This is a genomic window from Streptomyces sp. NPDC110618, assembly GCF_055657065.1.
Genome location: NZ_JBVKBN010000007.1, coordinates 266,354 through 282,070 on the forward strand (window position 1 = coordinate 266,354; position 15,717 = coordinate 282,070).

General features: G+C 70.0%; 16 protein-coding genes. 8 read left to right on the plus strand and 8 right to left on the minus strand.

What is annotated here, in order from left to right; all coding sequences use genetic code 11:
* The first annotated feature begins 13 nt into the window (after window positions 1-13).
* Entirely contained in the window at window positions 14-1,399 is a 1,386-nt protein-coding gene (locus tag ACZ7L7_RS16300) for a serine hydrolase domain-containing protein (RefSeq protein ID WP_471432701.1), read from the plus strand.
* A 67-nt stretch (window positions 1,400-1,466) separates the two neighbouring features.
* On the opposite strand, the gene ACZ7L7_RS16305 is transcribed toward ACZ7L7_RS16300, so the two are convergent.
* The gene (locus ACZ7L7_RS16305) at window positions 1,467-1,919 is read right to left on the minus strand and encodes a GNAT family N-acetyltransferase (protein WP_453600003.1); all 453 of its coding nucleotides are present in this window, start codon (window positions 1,917-1,919) and stop codon (window positions 1,467-1,469) included.
* Window positions 1,920-2,039: 120 nt separating this feature from the next.
* On the opposite strand from ACZ7L7_RS16305, the gene ACZ7L7_RS16310 reads away from it, so the two are divergent.
* Window positions 2,040-3,248, plus strand: coding sequence for an MFS transporter (locus ACZ7L7_RS16310; protein ID WP_285514460.1), 1,209 nt, complete (start codon window positions 2,040-2,042; stop codon window positions 3,246-3,248).
* A gap of 69 nt (window positions 3,249-3,317) precedes the next feature.
* On the opposite strand, the gene ACZ7L7_RS16315 is transcribed toward ACZ7L7_RS16310, so the two are convergent.
* From ACZ7L7_RS16315 to ACZ7L7_RS16340, 6 genes are all read right to left on the minus strand, one after another.
* Window positions 3,318-4,184: a GNAT family N-acetyltransferase gene (locus ACZ7L7_RS16315; RefSeq protein WP_472076174.1), complete on the minus strand. Its 867-nt coding sequence runs from the start codon at window positions 4,182-4,184 to the stop codon at window positions 3,318-3,320.
* A 98-nt stretch (window positions 4,185-4,282) separates the two neighbouring features.
* Window positions 4,283-4,765 (minus strand): NUDIX domain-containing protein, encoded by a 483-nt coding sequence (locus ACZ7L7_RS16320; protein WP_285514462.1) that lies wholly within the window; start codon window positions 4,763-4,765, stop codon window positions 4,283-4,285.
* Window positions 4,766-4,831: 66 nt separating this feature from the next.
* Window positions 4,832-5,737: a LysR family transcriptional regulator gene (locus ACZ7L7_RS16325; protein ID WP_285514463.1), complete on the minus strand. Its 906-nt coding sequence runs from the start codon at window positions 5,735-5,737 to the stop codon at window positions 4,832-4,834.
* Between the two features lie 240 nt (window positions 5,738-5,977).
* Window positions 5,978-7,117: a cystathionine gamma-lyase gene (locus ACZ7L7_RS16330; protein ID WP_285514464.1), complete on the minus strand. Its 1,140-nt coding sequence runs from the start codon at window positions 7,115-7,117 to the stop codon at window positions 5,978-5,980.
* Window positions 7,114-7,605 (minus strand): low molecular weight protein-tyrosine-phosphatase, encoded by a 492-nt coding sequence (locus ACZ7L7_RS16335; RefSeq protein WP_285514465.1) that lies wholly within the window; start codon window positions 7,603-7,605, stop codon window positions 7,114-7,116. The genes ACZ7L7_RS16330 and ACZ7L7_RS16335 overlap by 4 nt, the downstream gene beginning before the upstream one ends.
* Window positions 7,606-7,611: 6 nt before the next feature.
* The gene (locus tag ACZ7L7_RS16340) at window positions 7,612-7,989 is read right to left on the minus strand and encodes a phage holin family protein (RefSeq protein WP_285514466.1); all 378 of its coding nucleotides are present in this window, start codon (window positions 7,987-7,989) and stop codon (window positions 7,612-7,614) included.
* 60 nt (window positions 7,990-8,049) lie between these two features.
* On the opposite strand from ACZ7L7_RS16340, the gene ACZ7L7_RS16345 reads away from it, so the two are divergent.
* The 4 genes from ACZ7L7_RS16345 to ACZ7L7_RS16360 all read left to right on the plus strand — a co-directional run bounded on the left by ACZ7L7_RS16345 (window position 8,050) and on the right by ACZ7L7_RS16360 (window position 10,397).
* On the plus strand, window positions 8,050-8,367 hold the full coding sequence (locus ACZ7L7_RS16345) for a cupin domain-containing protein (RefSeq protein WP_093722668.1): 318 nt from the start codon (window positions 8,050-8,052) through the stop codon (window positions 8,365-8,367).
* A gap of 182 nt (window positions 8,368-8,549) precedes the next feature.
* A complete protein-coding gene (locus ACZ7L7_RS16350) occupies window positions 8,550-8,762 on the plus strand; it encodes a DUF5326 family protein (RefSeq protein WP_093722669.1) in 213 nt (70 codons plus the stop codon).
* Window positions 8,763-8,962: 200 nt separating this feature from the next.
* Entirely contained in the window at window positions 8,963-9,859 is an 897-nt protein-coding gene (locus ACZ7L7_RS16355; RefSeq protein ID WP_453600011.1) for an IclR family transcriptional regulator, read from the plus strand.
* Between the two features lie 100 nt (window positions 9,860-9,959).
* On the plus strand, window positions 9,960-10,397 hold the full coding sequence (locus ACZ7L7_RS16360) for an SsgA family sporulation/cell division regulator (RefSeq protein WP_093722670.1): 438 nt from the start codon (window positions 9,960-9,962) through the stop codon (window positions 10,395-10,397).
* 138 nt (window positions 10,398-10,535) lie between these two features.
* Here ACZ7L7_RS16360 and ACZ7L7_RS16365 read toward each other — a convergent pair whose 3' ends face one another.
* Window positions 10,536-11,978, minus strand: a complete 1,443-nt coding sequence (locus ACZ7L7_RS16365) for a YibE/F family protein (RefSeq protein WP_472076214.1) — start codon at window positions 11,976-11,978, stop codon at window positions 10,536-10,538.
* Window positions 11,979-12,238: 260 nt separating this feature from the next.
* On the opposite strand from ACZ7L7_RS16365, the gene thiC reads away from it, so the two are divergent.
* Both thiC and ACZ7L7_RS16375 read left to right on the plus strand, forming a co-directional pair.
* A complete protein-coding gene (gene thiC / locus ACZ7L7_RS16370; protein WP_472076177.1) occupies window positions 12,239-14,026 on the plus strand; it encodes a phosphomethylpyrimidine synthase ThiC in 1,788 nt (595 codons plus the stop codon).
* Window positions 14,027-14,285: 259 nt separating this feature from the next.
* Entirely contained in the window at window positions 14,286-15,680 is a 1,395-nt protein-coding gene (locus ACZ7L7_RS16375; protein ID WP_472076179.1) for a VWA domain-containing protein, read from the plus strand.
* The last annotated feature ends 37 nt before the right edge of the window (window positions 15,681-15,717 follow it).

Here is a 15,717-nt window from a genome sequence, read left to right on the forward strand (position 1 = left end):
GTGGACTGGGGCAATGACGACACCTCAGGAAGAGTTGCTGCCGGGTACCCGGCGGGCATTGCTGCACCGGATCGCCGTGGCCCAGTCCGAGGGGCGTACGCCTTCACTGGTCGCGGCCGTCGTACGGGACGGGCGCACGGTGTGGCACGGCGCCCGCAGCTGTGTGGACGGGGAGGTGCCGGACGAGTATGTGCAGTACAGGATCGGTTCGATCACCAAGACCTTCACGGCCGTTCTGGTGCTGCGTCTGCGCGACGAGGGACTGCTCGACCTCGGGGACCCACTGGAGAAGCATCTGCCGGGCACCGGCGCGGGGGAGGCCACCATCGCCGAACTCCTCGCCCACACCGGCGGACTGGCCGCCGAGTCCCCCGGGCCGTGGTGGGAGCGGACGCCCGGGTCGCTGCGCCCCGAACTCTCCGACGTCCTGGGTGAACAGCCGCTCCTGCACCCCGTCGGCCGCCGTCACCACTACTCCAACCCCGGCTACACCCTGCTGGGCTCGCTCGTGGAGAAGCTGCGCGGAAAGCCCTGGGAGGACATCCTGCGCAGGGAAGTACTCGAACCCCTGGGCCTGAACCGGACCAGCGGGCAGCCGCAAGCGCCGCATGCCGGTGGCTGGGCGGTGCACCCCTGGGCCGACGCGATGCTCCCGGAGCCCGCCGAAGACCTCGGATTGATGGCCCCGGCCGGTCAACTGTGGTCCACCACCGCCGACTTGGCGCGGTTCGCGGTCTTCCTGCTGCGCGGTGACGACCAGGTGCTCAGCGCGAGCAGCGTCCGGGAGATGCGCACACCGGCCGCCCCGGCCGAGTCCGCGGACGTCGTCGACGGGGTGGCCTACGGGCTCGGCATGCAGCTCATCAACTGGGACGGCCGCCTGCTCGTGGGGCACTCGGGGTCGCTGCCGGGCTTCCTGGCGACCATGCTCTTCAGCGAGAGCGACGACATCGGGGCGGTGGTGCTCACCAATTGCACCTCGGGCCCGATGCCCGCCCTGATCGCCGGCGACCTCGTGCGCATCGTCGCCGAGGCGGAGCCGCGCATCCCCGAGCCGTGGCGGCCGCTGGCGGAAGTCGATCCGGCCGTACTGGAGTTGGCGGGGCAGTGGTACTGGGGGACGCATGCCTTCGCGCTGAGGGTGTCGGCCGACGGTCTGGTCTCCTTGGAGCCGCTGTCCGGCAGGGGCCGCCGCTCGCGGTTCCGGGCGAACGGGGACGGCACGTGGACGGGCCTTGAGGGCTATTACGCCGGGGAGCTGCTGCGGGCCGTACGGCGTCCGGACGGGACCGTGAGCCACCTGGACCTCGGGTCGTTCGTGTTCACGCGTCAGCCGTACGAGGAGGGGGCCGGGGTGCCCGGTGGTGTGGACCCGGAGGGGTGGCGCGGCATCGGGTAGCCGACGGTGGGTGAGCGAGGGGTGTCTGTTTCACGTGAAACAGACACCCCTCGGCGCTGTACGGGGTCTACAGCGCGAGCTTGAACCCCACATGGGACGCCTCGAACCCGAGTCGTTCGTAGAAGCGGTGCGCGTCCGTGCGGGAGGCGTCCGAGGTCAGCTGGACCAGGGAGCAGCCTTGGCGCCGGGACTCCTCGATCGCCCACTCGATGAGCTGTGTCCCCAGCCCGCTGCCGCGCTCGTCGGCGTGGATCCGGACTCCCTCGATGATCGAGCGGGTCGCGCCCCTGCGGGAGAGGCCGGGAACGATTGTGAGCTGGAGGGTGCTCACGATCCGCCCGCTCCGCTCGGCGACCCTCAGGAGCTGGTTGGGGTCGCCGCTGAGGCGTTCCAGCGCCGCCAGATAGGGGGACAGGTCGTCGGGCGACTCGCGCTGGGCCCCGAGGGGGTCGTCGGCGAGCATCGCGACGATCGCCGGGACGTCGTCCGTGGTCACGGGGCGTATTTCAAGATCTCCCATGGGGCTCACTCTAGGCGCGGACTGCGGGACCGGTAGCCTTCGCTTGCAAATATAACGCGCTTGCAAGTATTGTTCTGGCACGTAAAGCTCTCCTGCAATCTTCTGGAAGGTGGCACCCCCATGCCGCTCGCGCTCCTGGCCCTGGCGATCGGGGCCTTCGGAATCGGAACCACCGAGTTCGTGATCATGGGTTTGCTGCCCCAGGTCGCCGGTGACTTCGGGGTCTCCATCCCCACGGCCGGCCTGCTGGTGACCGGCTACGCACTCGGCGTGGTGGCCGGAGCGCCGCTGATGACGGTCCTCGGCACCAAGATCTCCCGCAAGCGGATGCTGATGCTGCTGATGGCCCTCTTCATCGTCGGGAACCTGCTGTCCGCGCTCGCCCCCGCCTTCGCCGTCATGCTGATCGGCCGGGTCGTCGCCTCCCTCGCCCACGGTGCCTTCTTCGGTATCGGCTCGGTCGTCGCCGCCGAACTGGTCGCCCCCGACAAGAAGGCCGGCGCCATCGCGATGATGTTCACAGGTCTGACCGTCGCCAACGTCGTCGGCGTACCGCTCGGCACGTTCGTCGGGCAGTCCGTCGGCTGGCGGGTCACCTTCGGCATCGTCGCCGCGCTCGGCGTGGTCGGCCTCGCCGGTATCGCCCGGCTCGTCCCCGACCTGCCCCGGCCGGAGGGCGTACGGCTGCGCCATGAGCTGGCCGCCTTCAAGAACACCCAGGTCCTGCTGGCGATGGCGATGACCGTCCTCGGCTTCGGCGGTGTCTTCGCGGCCATCACCTACATCGCGCCGATGATGACCCACGCCGCCGGCTTCGCCGAGGGCTCGGTCACCTGGCTGCTGGTCCTCTTCGGGCTCGGCATGGTCGGCGGCAACCTCGTCGGCGGCCGGTTCGCCGACCGCGCCCTGATGCCGCTGCTGTACGTCTCCCTGGGCGCCCTGGCCGTGGTGCTGGCCCTGTTCACCCTCACCGCCCACAACAAGGTCCTCGCGGCCGTCACCATCGCCCTCATCGGCGCTCTCGGCTTCGCCACCGTCCCGCCGCTGCAGAAGCGCGTCCTCGACCAGGCGCACGGCGCTCCGACACTGGCCTCCGCCGTGAACATCGGCGCCTTCAACCTGGGCAACGCGCTCTCCGCCTGGCTCGGCGGCATGGTCATCGCGGCCGGCTTCGGCTACACCTCCCCCAACTGGGTCGGCGCCGCCCTCGCCGCCGCCGCGCTGCTGCTGGCCTTCCTCTCGGCCGCCCTGGAGCGCCGGGACCGCAAGGCGGGCACCGTGGTCGCCGGGGCCGTCCCGGCCCGGGAGCAGGCCCTCGCGCACCGCTGACGGCAACGCCCTGACACAAGCACGGACGCCGGTTCCCGAAGGAACCGGCGTCCGTCGTGTCCGTACGGTTCAGCCCGCCGCCACCGTGAGCGGGGCGAACCGGCGCTGCCAGTCGCCGGGAAGCTCGTCCATGCCGTACGACATCACCGCGTTGAAGGCGACGGACTCCAGGCCCCGCGCCTTGACCCAGGCCAGCAGTTCCTCGTGCCGTACGTCGATGTCGGTGCGCAGCGGGCGGTCGGTGTCGGCGGCGAGGGAAGCGATCAGAGCCTGGGCGGTTTCGGTGTCCCGGGCGATCAGCGGGCCGACGACATGGGTGTGCATATTGGGCCAGGCGGCCGCGTACCCGGTGATCCGGCCGTCCTCCTCGGCGACCCGCAGTTGGTCGGCGAAGGCGGGCAGCCGGGTGATGAGGGGAGTGCGGTCGGAGCCGAAGACCTCTTCGTCGAGCCGGAGGATCGCGGGCAGGTCCTCGGCGGTGGCGGCGCGGGTGGCGACCTGGGGGTCGTCGGCCCGAGGAGTGAACCGGCCGGCGACCATCTCGGCGCGGCCGGTCGCCTTGAAGCCCAGCTCCTCATAGAGCGGCCGCCCGTTCGGCGTCGCGTGCAGGGTCAGCGGGACGGTGCCCAGGGACTCGACGACATGGCGCATCAGGCGGCGTCCGACGCCCTGGCGGGCGTGCCGGTCGGCGACCAGGACCATGCCGATGGCCGCCAGGTCGGGCTGCTCGGCCGGGCCGTACCGGGTCACCACACAGGCGGCCACCAGCCCGCCCTCGGGGTCGTCGATGCCGTAGCCCTGCCCCGCGGTGAGGAGGAACCCCCATTTGTGTTCTTCCCGGGGCCACCCCCGGTTCTCGGACAGGTCGGCGCAGGCGGTGAGATCGCGGAGCGTCAGGCGGCGGATGGGCAGAGCGGTGGGGATAGGTGTCGGCACGCAGGTCAGGCTGTCCGACAGGTGGCCCCGGCGTCCACCTGTTTCGGCTGAGACATACGTCCTTTTGGCCAGGTCATGGCGGACCGGGCCGCGGAGGATCAGCCCAGGTCCGGTGCGTGCATCGCCCGTACGCCCTCGATGTTGCCGTCCAGATAGTGCCGCAGTGACAGTGGAACGAGGTGGACCGAGGCGATGCCGACGCGGGTGAACGGCACCCGCACGATCTCGTACTCGCCGATGGGCTCGTCCACTTCGGGCCCGTGCCGCAGGGAGGTGTCCATCGACTCCAGTCGGCAGACGAAGAAGTGCTGGACCTTCACCCCGGTCGCGCCGCCGTCCTCGCCGATGTGCTCGACGGTGTCGACGAAGCAGGGGACCACATCGACGATCTTGGCGCCGAGTTCCTCGTAGACCTCGCGATGGAGGGCGTCCACGACGGTCGCGTCCGTGGGCTCGACCCCGCCGCCGGGGGTGAGCCAGTAGGGATCCATGCCCGGCTTGGTGCGCTTGATCAGGATCAGGTCGTCACCGTCCAGCAGAACGGCACGGGCGGTGCGCTTGACCACGGGTCGGACGGTCATGGGAGAAATGTGGCCCGGCTGGTTCCACGTGAAACCTCACGGGTGGTTCCACGTGAAACATCGCGGTCAGCACCATTGGGACGCCGACTGCAGCAGCCACTCGTGGGCCCGGGCGACATGTGGCATCGCCAGGGTCCCGGTGCGTACGACCAGGAAGTACGTCCGCAGCGGCGGTACGGCCGGTTCGTGCAGGGCGACCACCTCGCCGCGCTCCAGTACGGGCGCGCACAGATAGCGGGGCAGTACCGCGAGACCTGCCCCGGCGGCGGCACAGGCCAGCACCGCCCGCAGGTCGGGGACGATGACGGTGCCGGGTGCGGCCGGGCGGGAGTCGAAGACGGAGGCCCAGTAGCGGGAGACGAAGGGCAGTGACTCGTGCACCTCGATGACCGGGATGTCCTCCAGCGCCCGAGCGCCCTCGTGCCGCGGGGCCTGGGGGCCGATCTTCTCCGCCCAGCGCGGGGCGGCCAGCAGGACGTGCTCCTCGTCGCAGAGCGCAGTCGCGGTGAGCAGCGCGCCGCGCGGGCGGGCGGTGCTGATGGCCAGATCATGATGTCCTGCGGCCAGCCCTTCCAGCGTCTCCTCGGCGGTGCCGAAGGAGGCCCGCAGCGCGAACGGCTGGCCGTCCTCGCCGGTCAGCTCGGTGAGCGCGGGCAGCGCCCGCTCGGCGGTGAACTCGGGCGGTCCGGCGAGGTGCAGGGTCCGTAAGGAGGACTCGTCGTCCAGGCCGGCCTCGGTGATCTCGACCAGGGCGTCCAGATGCGGGGCCGCCTTGTGCGCGAGCTCGTCGCCGATGCTCGTCGGTGTCACTCCGCGGGCCTGGCGCAGGAAGAGCGGCCGGCCCAGCTGGCGTTCGAGAGTGCGGATCTGGGAGGTCACCGCGGGCTGGGACAGACCCAGCAGCGCGGCGGCACGCGTGAAGGAACCGGCCCTGTGCACCGTCACGAAGGTGCGTAGCAAGGCCAAGTCCATGCCAACACCCTCCCCTCTTCGGCCCTCCCTCGGCCCCCCGACCGCGCTCAACTATAAATAAGTCGATAGGTCGCTGTCGCTACTGTGATTGGACACTGACACAGAGTCAACTAGCCTTGTTCGCGCGGTTCTTCGCGCGCGGAACCGAAGGCGGTCCGAGCCACGAGGGGGGAGGCTCGGACCGCCCGTTGTACGGAGCATGCTCCCCACCCGGGCGTAGCCGCCCTCCCCCGGAGCCGGTCACCGCGCCGACTCCCGGAGCGCACGCAGCACATCGGCCACCAGGTCCTCGGGATCCTCGGCGCCCACGGAGAGCCGGATGAAGCCCTCCGGCACCGCGTCCCCGCCCCAGCGTCCGCGCCGCTCGGCCGTGGACCGCACCCCGCCGAAACTGGTCGCGTCGTCCACCAGCCGCAGCGCGTCCAGAAAACGCTCGGCACGCGCGCGTGAGGGCAACGTGAAGGAGACCACGCACCCATGGCGCCGCATCTGCCGTACGGCGATCGCGTGGGAGGGGTCGGACGGCAGGCCCGGATAGCGCACGTCCAGGCCCTCGGGCCAGTCCCGCAGCGCCTCGGCGACCGCGAGAGCGGTGGCGTCCTGCCGGTCCACCCGCAACGGGAGCGTGGCCAGGGAGCGATGCGCGAGCCACGCCTCCATGGGCCCCGGGATCGCTCCGACGATCTTGCGCCAGCGGCGCACGGCGGTCATCGCCGCGTCGTCGCGGCCGCAGACGTAGCCGAGCAGGATGTCGCCGTGCCCGGTGAGCTGCTTGGTGCCGCTCGCGACCGAGAAGTCCGCGCCGAGCTCCAGCGGGCGCTGCCCGAGCGGGGTCGCGAGGGTGTTGTCGACGGCCACGAGGGCGCCACGCGCGTGTGCCGCCTCGGCCAGCCGCCGGATGTCGCAGACGTCCAGCCCCGGATTGGAGGGCGTCTCGATCCACAACAGGCGGGCCCCGTCGAGGACGTCGAGCTGGGCGTCGCCGCCGGTCGGCGCGGTGCGCACCCGGACGCCGTACGCCTCCAGCTGCTCGCGCACCAGGGGCAGTGCCTGGTAGCCGTCGTCGGGCAGGACGACCGTGTCCCCGGCGCGCAACTGGGAGAACAGGACCGAGGAGACGGCGGCCATGCCGGAAGCGAAGGCGAGCGTGTGCACTCCGTCCTCGCTGGGCGCCTCCAGCTCGCCGATGGCCCGCTCCAGACGGGTCCAGGTCGGGTTCTCGTCACGGCCGTAGGCGTACGGGCCGGTCGGGTCGCCGGGCAGATGGAAGTGGGCCGCGAACACCGGTCCGGGCAGGGTGGGCTCGTGCTTGACCGGGTCGGGCAGCCCGGCACGCACCGCGCGGGTGCCCTCCCCGAGGGGCCGCGCGGCTCCGCTCATGCCGCCCGCCCCCGAATCGCCTCCCGCACGGCGTCGAGCAGCCCGACGCTCGCCGCCTCGACCATCTCCAGGCACTCCTCGAAGCCGTCCATGCCCCCGTAGTAGGGGTCCGGCACATCGAGGTCGTCGCCCGCGGCGGGGTCGTACGAGCGCAGCAGCCGCACCTTCGCCGCGTCCTCCGCGCTGGGCGCGAGCCGGCGCAGCGCCTTGAGGTGGCCCGCGTCGAGCGCGACGACCAGGTCGAGGCGGACGAACCAGGAGGGCTGGAACTGGCGGGCGGTGTGGGCTCCGTCGTAGCCGTTGCTCTCCAGCACCGACACCGTGCGCGGGTCGGCCGGGTCGCCCTCGTGCCAGCCGCCGGTGCCGGCGCTGTCGACCTCGACCAGGCCGTCGAGCCCGGCCTCGGCCACCCGCTCCCGGAAGACCGACTCGGCCATCGGGGAGCGGCAGATGTTGCCCGTGCAGACGAAACAGACGCGGTACGTCATCGGCGCTCAGTCCCCGTCGGGCAGGAACGCGTTGAGCGCCCAGGAGACCACGGAGATGATCAAGGCGCCGAGCACCGCGGTCCAGAAGCCGTCGACATGGAAGCTCAGGTCCAGCTTGTCGGCGAGCCACGAGGTCAGCAGCAGCATCAGCGCGTTCACGACCAGCGTGAACAGGCCGAGCGTGAGCACGAGCAGCGGCAGGCTGAGCAGCGTCACGAGCGGCTTCACCACCACGTTGACCAGCCCGAAGATCAGTGCGACCAGCAGCAGGGTGCCGACCTTCTTGCCCGTGCTGTCACCGGTGAGGGTGATCTTGTCCAGCAGCCATACGGCGACCGCCAGGGCGCCCGCGTTGGCGATCGTCTTGACTACGAAATTCTTCATGTGTCTGATCGTGGCAGACGAGATCGGAAACGAGCAGTGGCAGAGGGCGGGCAACTAGCGATGAAGGCATTCCGGCTGGACGAACTGGAGGCGGAGCGCGCCGCCAACGACGGCGCATACCTCCAGTTCCTGCGGGAACGGAACATGTCGGTCGGTCTGTACGCGCTCAACGCCGGCGAGCACGACCCTCAGCAGCCGCACAACCAGGACGAGGTCTACTTCGTGGTCAGCGGCCGCGCGGCGATCACCGTGGGCATGGAGACCACACAGGTCGCGCGGGGCAGCGTGGTGTACGTGCCGGCCGGGGTGGCCCACAAGTTCCACCACATCAGCGAGGATCTGCGGGTCCTCGTCGTGTTCTCTCCGCCGGAGAGCTGAGGGTCGGCCCCCCAAATCCCTAGGGGATCGATCAGGGGAGGACGGGGGGTGTGACGCACCCGCCGGTCCCCTCCGCCGCCCTAGCATCGAAGCAGGCAAGAAAGACGGCTCCGCGGTCACAGCGCGGAACCGTCCCACAGGACCCGGCACTGCGACGGGCAAAAGAGGTAAGGACGAGGACGATGGGTGAGTTCTTCGCGGGACTGCCGTGGTGGGTCAAGTGGATCGCGGTGCCGGTCATCGCCCTGGTCGTGTTCGGCGGGCTGATAGCCAGCGTGGTCACCTTCGTCATCGGGCTGCTGTTCAAGGTGCTGGTCTTCGTGGCCCTGGTCGGCGGACTTGTCTACGTCGTACGGAAGTTCACGTCGAGCTCCTCCTCGCGCGGGGACTTCTGAGCGACACCGCGGGCACCGGTGGACGGTAACCAGAATCACCGGTTCCCTCGGGCGAGGGAAGTTTCGCGGGCAGGCCGTCTACGAGCGCTGATGGACGAATAGAGTCCGGGAAATCGACGCGGGGACGACCCCGCGAGCGGCGTACACCCCCACCCGTGTTTCCCCGCACGGGCTGCCCCCTCGCGCTTCGGGAGTGACCCTTGGCCACGGCTGACACCGCCCTCTCCGAAACCCACGCAGCCCGAGCGTCCGCCCGGGCCCCCTACCCCGGCACCGGCACCTGCGCCCGCCCCCCGGCCCAGCCGACACCGCAGGACCCCGCGCCCGCCCATCCCTCCGGCGGCGCGCACTCCGCGACCCTCATCGGTTCCGTGCAGCGCGCCATGCGCCTGCTGGAATCCGTCGCCGAGCACGAACACGGCGCTCCCGCCAAGCAGTTGGCCCGTGAGACGGGCCTCGCCCTGCCGACCGCCTACCACCTGCTGCGCACCCTGGTCCACGAGGGCTATCTACGACGTGACAAGGGGCTGTTCTTCCTCGGGGAGGCGGCCGAGCGGCTGGGCAGCAGCGGAGCACAGCAGAAACGTCGCAGCGCGGTCGCCGACGCGCTCGCCCACTGGCGGGACGCCATCGGTGTGCCCGTGTACTACGCGATGTACCGCGACGGCGAGATCGAGGTCATGTGCGTCTCCGACACCCCCGGCAATCCTGCCGTCGAGGAATGGGCCGACTTCCGGGAGACCGGGCACGCGCACGCCATCGGTCAGTGCCTGCTGGCTCAGTTGGACGAGGGCTCGCGCCGGGACCATCTGGAGCGCTATCCGGTGCAGCCCCTCACCCCGTACACCGTGGGGACCGACCGCACCCTGCTCCGGCGGCTGGACCGGATGCAGCGCATGGAGCTGGTGACCGAGCGTCAGGAGTACGCGCTGGGCACGGTGTGCGCCGCCATTCCGATCACTGTGGGTACAACAGCGGCGACCATGGCGATCTCCGTACCGCGTCATCAGACCGACCGCCTGATGGCCGCAGCCCGGCAGTTGCAAGGCGAGATCGGGCGACATCTGGGGTCGCTCGCGATCTCTATCAGCATCTGAAAACTCACTCCTTGTGATCTCCTGTGTACGTTCAGCAAGATTCCCTCAGTGTCAGGCGGATCATTCCTGGCCGATACGACGGCAGATGACGGGGTAGGCGATGCGCGAGTCCGTACAGGCAGAGGTCATGATGAGCTTCCTCGTCTCCGAGGAGCTCTCCTTCCGCATTCCGGTGGAGCTGCGGTACGAGACCTCTGATCCCTATGCCGTGCGGCTGACCTTCCATCTGCCCGGGGACGCCCCGGTGACCTGGGCGTTCGGGCGGGAGCTGCTGATCGACGGGGTGGGCCGCCCGTGCGGTGAGGGCGATGTGCGGGTCGCCCCGGCCGACCCCGACAGCCTCGGCGATGTGCTGATCCGGCTTCAGGTCGGCGGGGACCACGCGCTGTTCCGGTCCTCCTCTGCACCGCTCATCGCCTTCCTCGACCGTACGGACAAGCTGGTGCCGCTGGGGCAGGAGGCCGCGCTGTCCGACTTCGACGCCAGCCTCGACGAGGCCCTGGACCGCATCCTGGCCGAGGAACAGAGCGCGGGGTGAAGCGTTACGGCAGGAGCCGTGGGACGCCCTGCCGTAACGTCTCGGCTTCGGCGGAGGGTGCCGTGCAGGAACGCTTCTTCCGGGGGAGGGCGTCCGCAGCTTGAGGGCACCCGCACTGCGAGCGCCCTCGCAGACGCGTCACCGCTTGCGGCGGCGCCCCCGCCCTCCGCGTGCCGGGGCCGGCTGGGCGCCGGTCGTGGGACGCGCGGGAGCCGATCGGCCTTCGGCCGTCGCGAGTTGCCCCTCCGGCCGGTCCGCCGAGACCACCAGCGCGGCCAGCGCCGTCGTCAGCGGCACCGAGGCGACCAGGCCGATCGAGCCGACCAGCGTGCGCACGATCTCCTCCGCCACCAGCTCACTCGTGGCAACCGTGCCCACACTGCTCTCCGCGATCGTGAACAGCAGCAACAGTGGCAGCGCGGCGCCCGCGTAGGCGAGGACCAGGGTGTTGACCACCGATGCGATGTGGTCGCGGCCGATCCGGATGGCGGCGCGGTAGAGCCCGCGCCGGCCCAGCGCTGGGTTGGCCTCGTGCAGCTCCCAGACGGCCGAGGTCTGGGTGACCGTCACATCGTCGAGCACACCGAGCGAGCCGATGATGATGCCGGCCAGCAGCAGACCGCTCATGTCGATCTCCGGGTACAGCCCGTGGATCAGGCCGGTGTTGTCGTCCGTGTTGCCGGTGAGCGCGGCCCAGTCGATGAAGACGGAACCGAGGACGCCGATCAGCAGCAGCGACATCAGCGTGCCGAGCACCGCCACGGATGTTCGCGCCGACAGCCCGTGGCACATGTACAGGGCGATCAGCATGATCGCGCTCGACCCGACGACCGCCACGAGCAACGGGTTCGACCCCTGGAGGATGGCCGGGAGGATGAACAGGGTCAGCACCAGGAAGCTGACCGCCAGCGCGATCAGCGCCATGACTCCGCGCATCCGCCCCACCAGCACCACGGCGAGCGCGAAGATACCGGCGAGCACGATCATCGGCACCCGGCGGTTGACGTCGGTGACCGCGTACTGGAGGTCCTTCGGCGCCGAGGGCTCGTAGGCGACGATGACCTCCTGGCCCTCGCTCAGTTTCCGGGACTGGTCGGGCTGCACGATCTCGGTGAAGGTGCGGCCCTTGTCCTTGCCGGTGTCGACCCGGATCGTCGCCTTCTCGCAGGTGCCGTCGGCCTGTTGCTGCGCCGAGGAGCCCTCGGCCGTGGAGGTGTCACCGGTCGGCGGGACCCCGGAGGCGTTCACCGAGGAGCAGCTGACCTTCTCGACCTGGGTGACCGTGGCCTGCTGGGTCTGGCGGTCGAAGCCGACCCCGGTGCGCTCGTGCCCGGGCGCACCGCCCGGCCACAGTACGGCGAGCCCGACCACCACGGCGGCGGCGAACGGGATGAGGACGGCCGCGATCACCTTGCGCAGGTGCTTGGAGACCGGAGCGGCCGGACCGTGGGCGTGAGCGTGGGAATGCCCGTGTCCTGGCCCGTGCCCGTGTCCCTGCGGATGCCTGTGGCCGTCGCCTGGCGCTTCGGTGCCGCCGCGGGTACGGGGCGGACCGGGCGGCGGAAGCGGGGGTTCATGCATCGAGGTCACCGCCCGATCATCGCAAGAACGACAGAGGCCCCCTGGTCACCGCGCCCGAATTGACGCTAGCGTGGGGGCACCTTTGTACACGCGGGAGCTCGGAGCACCGGGCTGAGAGGGCGCTGACCTCCGTCCCAGCGATGTTTCACGTGGAACATCACCACGACAGTGATGTTGCCCACGGGGCATCGGCAGACGGATACCGCTGCGTCGACCGCCGAACCTGTTACCGGGTAATGCCGGCGTAGGGAGTAGGTCTCATGACCATCAAGGACGTACGCACGCCTGCCTCCAGCCAGGACGAGAAGGCGCAGGAGGCCGGGAAGTCCATCGGCTGGCACAAGGGGTACATCGAGGGCTCGCGCCCCGATCTGCGAGTGCCGGTCCGTCAGGTGCATCTCACCAACGGGCAGTCGGTCACGCTGTACGACACCTCGGGCCCGTACACCGATCCAACCGTCGAGACCGACGTCCGCCGGGGCCTGGCCCCGCTGCGGGAGAACTGGATCATCGCCCGCGGGGACACCGAGGAGTACGCGGGCCGTCCCGTCCGCCCCGAGGACGACGGGATCAAGCACACCTCGCCGCGCGGCGGCAATCTGCGCAACCTCGACGCGGTCTTCCCGGGAAGGCCCCGGCTGCCGCGCCGCAGCCGTGACGGCAGCGCGGTTACCCAGCTCGCGTACGCACGCCGAGGGGAGATCACGCCCGAGATGGAGTACGTGGCCATCCGGGAGAACGTCTCGCCCGAGGTGGTGCGCGAGGAGATCGCGGCGGGGCGGGCGGTGCTGCCCGCGAACGTCAATCACCCGGAGATCGAGCCGATGATCATCGGCAAGCGGTTCCTGGCGAAGGTCAATGCCAACATCGGCAACTCCGCGGTGACTTCCTCCATCGAGGAGGAGGTGGAGAAGATGACCTGGGCGACCCGCTGGGGCGCCGACACGGTCATGGACCTCTCCACCGGCCGCAATATCCACACCACGCGCGAGTGGGTGCTGCGCAACTCCCCTGTGCCCATCGGCACGGTGCCGCTCTACCAAGCCCTGGAGAAGGTCGACGGCAAGGCCGAGGAACTGACCTGGGAGATCTACAAGGACACGGTCATCGAGCAGGCCGAGCAGGGCGTGGACTACATGACCGTCCACGCGGGCGTCCGCCTGCCGTACGTGCCGCTGACCGCCAACCGCAAGACCGGCATCGTCTCGCGCGGCGGCTCGATCATGGCCGCGTGGTGCCTCGCGCACCACAAGGAGAGCTTCCTGTACGAGAACTTCGAGGAGCTCTGCGAGATCCTGGCCGCCTACGACGTGACGTACTCCCTCGGCGACGGCCTGCGGCCCGGGTCGATCGCGGACGCCAACGACGAGGCACAGTTCGCGGAGTTGAGGACGCTCGGCGAGCTCAACCGCATCGCCAAGAGCTTCAACGTGCAGACCATGATCGAGGGTCCGGGCCATGTCCCGATGCACAAGATCAAGGAGAACATCGACCTTCAGCAGGAGATCTGCGAGGAGGCGCCGTTCTACACGCTCGGCCCGCTGACGACGGATGTGGCACCGGCCTACGACCACATCACCTCCGGCATCGGCGCCGCGATGATCGCCTGGTGGGGCACGGCGATGCTCTGCTACGTCACGCCCAAGGAGCACCTGGGCCTGCCCAACCGTGACGACGTCAAGACCGGCGTCATCACCTACAAGATCGCCGCCCACGCGGCCGACCTCGCCAAGGGCCACCCGGGTGCCCAGGAGTGGGACGACGCACTGTCGGACGCCCGCTTCGAGTTCCGCTGGGAGGACCAGTTCAACCTGGCCCTCGACCCGGACACGGCCCGTGAGTTCCACGACGAAACCCTCCCGGCGGAGCCCGCCAAGACGGCCCACTTCTGCTCCATGTGCGGCCCGAAGTTCTGTTCGATGAAGATCTCCCAGGACATCCGCCGTCAGCACGGTGGTACGCCGGAGGAGATCGAGGAGGGCATGGCTCAGAAGTCGAAGGAGTTCGCGGCGGCGGGGAATCGGGTGTATCTGCCGCTCGCGGACTGAGTTCCGAGTGTCCCGGCCAACCGTTCGAGGGTGACGTTTCACGTGAAACGCCTGCCCCGGGCGGTGGCCGGGGGCGACTCGGACACCCCGAAGGGGTTGTCGATCGCTTGACGTCCTCCCCAGCCCGAGCGGGCCACGCTGACCGAGGCGGGGCTCGCCCTGCGGCCGCGGCTCGTCCAGCTGTAGGCCTCGGGGGAAGCGCTGCTGCGGCTCACCGCGTCCCTTCCGGCAGAACGTGATCAGTCGGCACACTGATTCCATGACAGCACTGAGCAAGGGCGCCAATCTGGCTGTGGATGCCGCGGCCGTACGTGTGGAGTTGACCTGGTCGGAGGGGCCGGGGGTGCCCGATGTGGATGCTTCGGCGCTGCTGCTCACCGCGGCGGGGCGGGTGCGGGACGACGGGGACTTCGTTTTCTACAACCAGCCGCAGCACGCCTCCCAGGCTGTGAGTCATCTGGGGAAGCAGCGGGATGCGGGCACTGTTACCGACACCCTCACCGTTGACTTCGGGGGGCTGGAGCCCGCCGTTGAGCGGATCGTTCTGTGTGCCTCGGCCGACGGGGGCACCTTCGGGCAGGTGCCGGGGCTCAGACTCAGGCTGGTCGATGAAGGGACCAGGGCCGAGATCGCTCACTTCGTCATGGAGGCGAGCACCGAGACCGCCTTCATCGGCGGGGAGCTCTATCTGCGGCAGGGGAAGTGGAAGTTCCGGGCCGTCGGGCAGGGGTATGCCTCGGGGCTGGCCGGGCTGGCGACCGACTTCGGTATCACCGTGGACGAGGAGGAGGCCCCAGCCCAGGCCCAGGCCGCCCCAGCGGCGGCCGTGGCTCCGGCTCCGGTACCAGCGGCTCCGGTGACACCTCCCGCTCCCGCCGCCCCCTCCCCCAACCTCAGCAAGGACGAGGAACGGCTCCCGGTCGACATGCGCAAGCGGCTCGATCTCCGGAAGAAGCAGGTCGCCGTCAGTCTCCGCAAGCACGGGGCGGAGGGGATCACCGCCCGCGTCATTCTCGTGCTGGACGCCTCCGGGTCCATGTCGTTCCTGTACTCCAAGGGCGTCGTCGCCGACGTAGTCGAGCGGATGGCCGCCGTGGCCGCGCAGTTGGACGACGACGGGGAGATGCAGGCGTGGACCTTCGCCTCGAATCCGGCCCGGCTGCCGGACTTCCGCATCGGTGAGCTGCCGGAGTGGACCCGGCTGCACGTGCGCTGCGGTGAGCTCAGCCTCTTCGGTGGCAGGAAGCGGAAGAAGGGCCTGGTGGAGGGCCAGGTCGACATGCGCGCGGTCGGGATCCAGAACGAGGAGCAGAAGGTCATCGCCGAGGTCCGTGACTATGTCCGCAAGACGCCGGTGCCCGCGCCCACCCTGGTGCTGTTCTTCTCCGACGGCGGCATCTACCGCAATGCCCAGATCGAGAAGGAGCTGCGCGCGGCCGTCGAGGAGCCGATCTTCTGGCAGTTCGTGGGGCTCGGCAAGTCCAACTACGGTGTGCTGGAGCGCTTCGACACCCTGCCCGGCCGCCGCGTCGACAACGTCGGCTTCTTCGCCGTGGACGACATCAGCACCGTCCCCGACCAGGAGCTGTACGACCGTCTGCTGTCGGAGTTCCCGAGCTGGACGGTCGCAGCACGCAGCGCCGGCATCCTCTGAGCGGAGCCACCCCTGACGATCGGCTTGCGTCCCCTCG